The organism is Tabrizicola sp. (assembly GCF_031377265.1).
GTDB lineage: Bacteria > Pseudomonadota > Alphaproteobacteria > Rhodobacterales > Rhodobacteraceae > JAUYQR01.
The window spans coordinates 1-3,829 of record NZ_JANMET010000065.1 but is presented as its reverse complement, the minus strand read 5'-3'; the positions used below and the strand labels follow the sequence as shown (position 1 = coordinate 3,829).

The window sequence follows — 3,829 nt, the reverse complement described above, 5'->3', positions numbered from 1 at the left end:
TCAGTCGGCGGCACGATGAGCTGGGGCGAACCGAAGGGGCTGGCCCCGTTTGCCGAAGGCTCGCCGTTCTTTGGCCTGCCTGCGCCAGCGGATGTGACCGTGAAGGAGCAGGTTCTGGCACAGCCCGACCCCGATCTGGGCGCGCGGACGATTGCGGCGCTGGAAGACGGCACGCCCTTGGTCACCCGCAAGGTGGTGGGCGACGGGCAGGTGGTGCTGGTGCACGTGACGGCAAATGCCGAATGGTCGACACTGCCCCTGTCGGGTCTTTTTGTGGCGATGCTGGAACGGTTGGCAGTTTCCACCCGGCCCGCGCTGCCCGAGGCCGAGGATCTGGCAGGACAGGTCTGGGTGCCGGAAGTGGTGCTGGATGCGTATGGGCAACTGTCCGACGCGGGCGAAGTGGCCGGTGTGGCGGGCGAAGATCTGGCCGGCGCGATTGCCACCGGGCCTGCCAGCGCGTTGCCACCGGGGCTGTATGCCGGGGCGGACCGGCGGGTGGCGCTGAACGTGATCGGCGCGGAGACCAAGCTTGTGGCCGCCGAATGGCCGCTGGGCACTGCGGTCGAAGGGCTGGAAGGGCAGACGGCGCAATCGCTGAAAGGTGGGTTCCTCAGCGGCGCGATGGGGTTGCTGCTGCTGGATATTCTTGCGGCGCTGTGGGTTGCGGGGCGGTTGAGCGGCCTGCGGCGGGGTGCGGCGATTCTGGCCGTGGCAGGGCTGGCGTTCGCGGTAGCCCCGCAGGCGCGCGCACAAGAGGCGCTGCCGGGCGACGACTTTGCCGTGCAGGCGACATCGGTGGTGGTGCTGGCGCATGTGCTGACCGGCGATCAGCAGATCGATGATCTGGCAGAGGCCGGGCTGACCGGGCTTGGCGACCGGCTGTGGGAACGCACCACGATTGAACCGGCGCTGCCGATCGGCGTGGATATCGAGCGCGACGAGCTGGCGTTCTTTCCATTCCTGTACTGGCCGGTGACGGTGGGACAAAAGCTGCCCTCGGCGGAAGCCTATGAAAAGCTGAACGACTATCTGCGCACCGGTGGCATGATCCTGTTTGATACCCGCGATGCCGATGTGGCGGGTTTTGGCGCATCAACCCCCGAAGGGCAGGCGTTGCAGGCGATTGCGGCGGGTCTGGACATCCCACCGCTGGAACAGATCCCGGCGGACCATGTGCTGACCCGGACGTTTTATCTGCTGCAGGAATTTCCGGGCCGGCACGCGCAGGGCGCGATCTGGGTCGAAGCGGCCCCGGCAACCACCGAAGACGCCGCCGAAGGCATGCCGTTTCGCAACCTCAACGACGGGGTCACGCCGGTGGTGATTGGCGGCAACGATTGGGCGGCGGCCTGGGCCACCGATGACATCGGGGTGCCCCTGCTGCCCGTCGGGCGCGGTTTCGCCGGTGAGCGGCAGCGCGAGATCGCCTACCGCTTCGGGATCAACCTGATCATGCATGTGCTGACCGGGAACTATAAGTCTGATCAGGTGCATGTGCCGGCCCTGCTGGAAAGGTTGGGCCAATGACCCGAGAGCTGATCTTTGATCCGCTGCTGCCGTGGCCGTTGATTTTTGCGTTTGCGGCCATCGCCGTGCTGCTGGTGGCGCTGGCGCTGTGGCGCGGGCTGTCGGGCTGGTGGCTGCGCGGCCTGGCCGGGCTGGTGCTGCTGGCGGCGCTGGCGAACCCGGCACTGCAGGAAGAAGAACGCGCACCTCTGACCGATATCGTGCTGCTGATCGTGGACGAAAGCGCGTCGCAGGGTCTGGGCGACCGGACCGATCAGACCGTGCGCGCGGTGGCGGCGGTCGAGGCCGAAGTGGCCGCCTTGCCGAACACCGAATTGCGCATTCACCGGCTGGGGGATGGCGAGGAGGATGCGGGCACGCTGGCGCTGACCGCATTGGCCGAGGCGCTGGCTGAGGAGCCGCGTGCCCGCGTGGCCGGTGCCATCGTGATCACCGACGGACAGGTGCATGATCTGGGGCTGGCCCCGAACCTGCCCGCGCCGTTGCAGGTGCTGTTGACCGGCCGCAAGGCGGATTGGGACCGCCGGCTGGTGGTCAAGAACGCTCCCGCCTTCGCGATCATGGGCGAGGAATTCATCCTGACGCTGGAGATCGAGGATCTGGGCGCGGTTCCCGCCTCGGCGGGGGCCGTCGTGGACCTGACGATCACCGTCGACGCGGATGAGCCTTCGACCTTTGCGGTGCCGGTGGGCGAACCGCTGGAGCTGCCGGTGACGCTGCCGCATGGCGGGATGAACGTGCTGCAGTTTTCAGTTGCGGACGTCGAGGGCGAGCTGACCGACCGCAACAATGCCGCCGTGGTGCAGGTGAACGGCGTGCGCGACCGGCTGCGGGTGCTGCTGGTTTCGGGCGAGCCACATGCCGGGGAACGGGTCTGGCGCAACCTGTTGAAGTCGGATGCCAGCGTCGATCTGGTGCATTTCACCATCCTGCGGCCACCGGAAAAGCAGGATGGCATTCCGGTCGACGAGTTGAGCCTGATCGCCTTTCCAACGCGCGAGCTGTTCGTCGAAAAGATCGATGAATTCGATCTGATCATCTTTGATCGCTACCGGATGCGGGGCATCCTGCCGATGTCCTACATCGAAAACGTGGTCAATTATGTCAAACAGGGCGGCACCGTACTGGTCGCCGCCGGGCCGGAATTTGGTGCGGTTGACAGCCTCTACCGCTCGCCCATGGCCGAGATTCTACCCGTTGAACCAACAGCGCAGGTGATTGAAGAAGGCTTTCGCCCGGCGCTGACCGACCTTGGCCGCCGCCATCCGGTGACCGAGGGGCTGGAGGCGCTGGCACCCAAGGGGGGCTGGGGCCGCTGGTTCCGGCTGGTCGAGGTGGTGCAGACTGCGGGGCAGGTGCTGATGACCGGGCCGGGCGACCGGCCTTTGCTGGTGCTGAACCGGGTGGAACAGGGCCGGGTTGCGGTGCTGGCCTCAGATCAGGCGTGGCTTTGGGGGCGCGGCTATGAAGGCGGCGGGCCGCAGCTGGAACTGTTGCGCCGTCTGGCACACTGGATGCTGAAAGAGCCGGAGCTGGAAGAGGAGACGCTGACCGCGATGGCCAAGGGTCAGGCCCTGACCATCACCCGCCGGTCGCTGGCCGAGGAGCCGCCCGGCCCGCTGACCATCACCGGGCCGGACGGGGCGCAAGCCGAACTGACGCTGCCGGAAGTGGCGCCGGGCAAGTATGAGACGGCGTGGACCGCGCCGATGCTGGGGCTGTACCGGCTGGAACAGGGGGATCTGACGCGGGTGATCGCGGTCGGCCCCTCAGCCCCGCGCGAGTTTGTCGACACGATTGCCTCGGGTGATCTGCTGGCACCGGTTGCGGCGCCAACGCGCGGCGGGGTGACCCGGCTTGAAGATGGAATACCCGATATCCGGCAGGTGCGCGACGGGCGGCCCGCAACCGGGCGCGGCTGGATCGGGGTAACGCCGCGCGAGGCGTACCTTACGGCAGATGTGAATGTGGCAGCACTGTTGCCGGGTTGGGCATGGTTGCTGCTGGCGGCGGGCTTTGCGGTTGCGGCCTGGCTGATCGAGGGTCGCAAAGGCGGGCGCGCGCGCTGACAATCTGATTGGCACACCGAAAGGTTGCCCGTTTGGCGGGGCAATGCTATTTTCACGCGCGCAGTCTTCCATGGGTGTCCGCCTTGCCATCGTAACGTCCGGTCCGAGCAGCAACACCCGAACCTGCGCCAGAAACGCGAACCGCGTTTCGGGCGCGTGAAGCGTTCGCCGGGTGGATGGCCTCAGACCGGATTGGCGTTGCAAATCTTGCGCCCGGATGTGGTCTGACT

2 protein-coding genes are annotated in these 3,829 nt (G+C 66.9%); both read left to right on the top strand.

Annotated elements, in window-relative coordinates; translation table 11 throughout:
• On the top strand, positions 1-1,530 hold a 1,530-nt coding region (locus RMO18_RS03770), incomplete at its 5' end, for a DUF4159 domain-containing protein (RefSeq protein WP_309663994.1).
• Positions 1,527-3,599 (top strand): hypothetical protein, encoded by a 2,073-nt coding sequence (locus RMO18_RS03765; protein ID WP_309663993.1) that lies wholly within the window; start codon positions 1,527-1,529, stop codon positions 3,597-3,599. The genes RMO18_RS03770 and RMO18_RS03765, both read left to right, overlap by 4 nt.
• Positions 3,600-3,829: the final 230 nt, after the last annotated feature.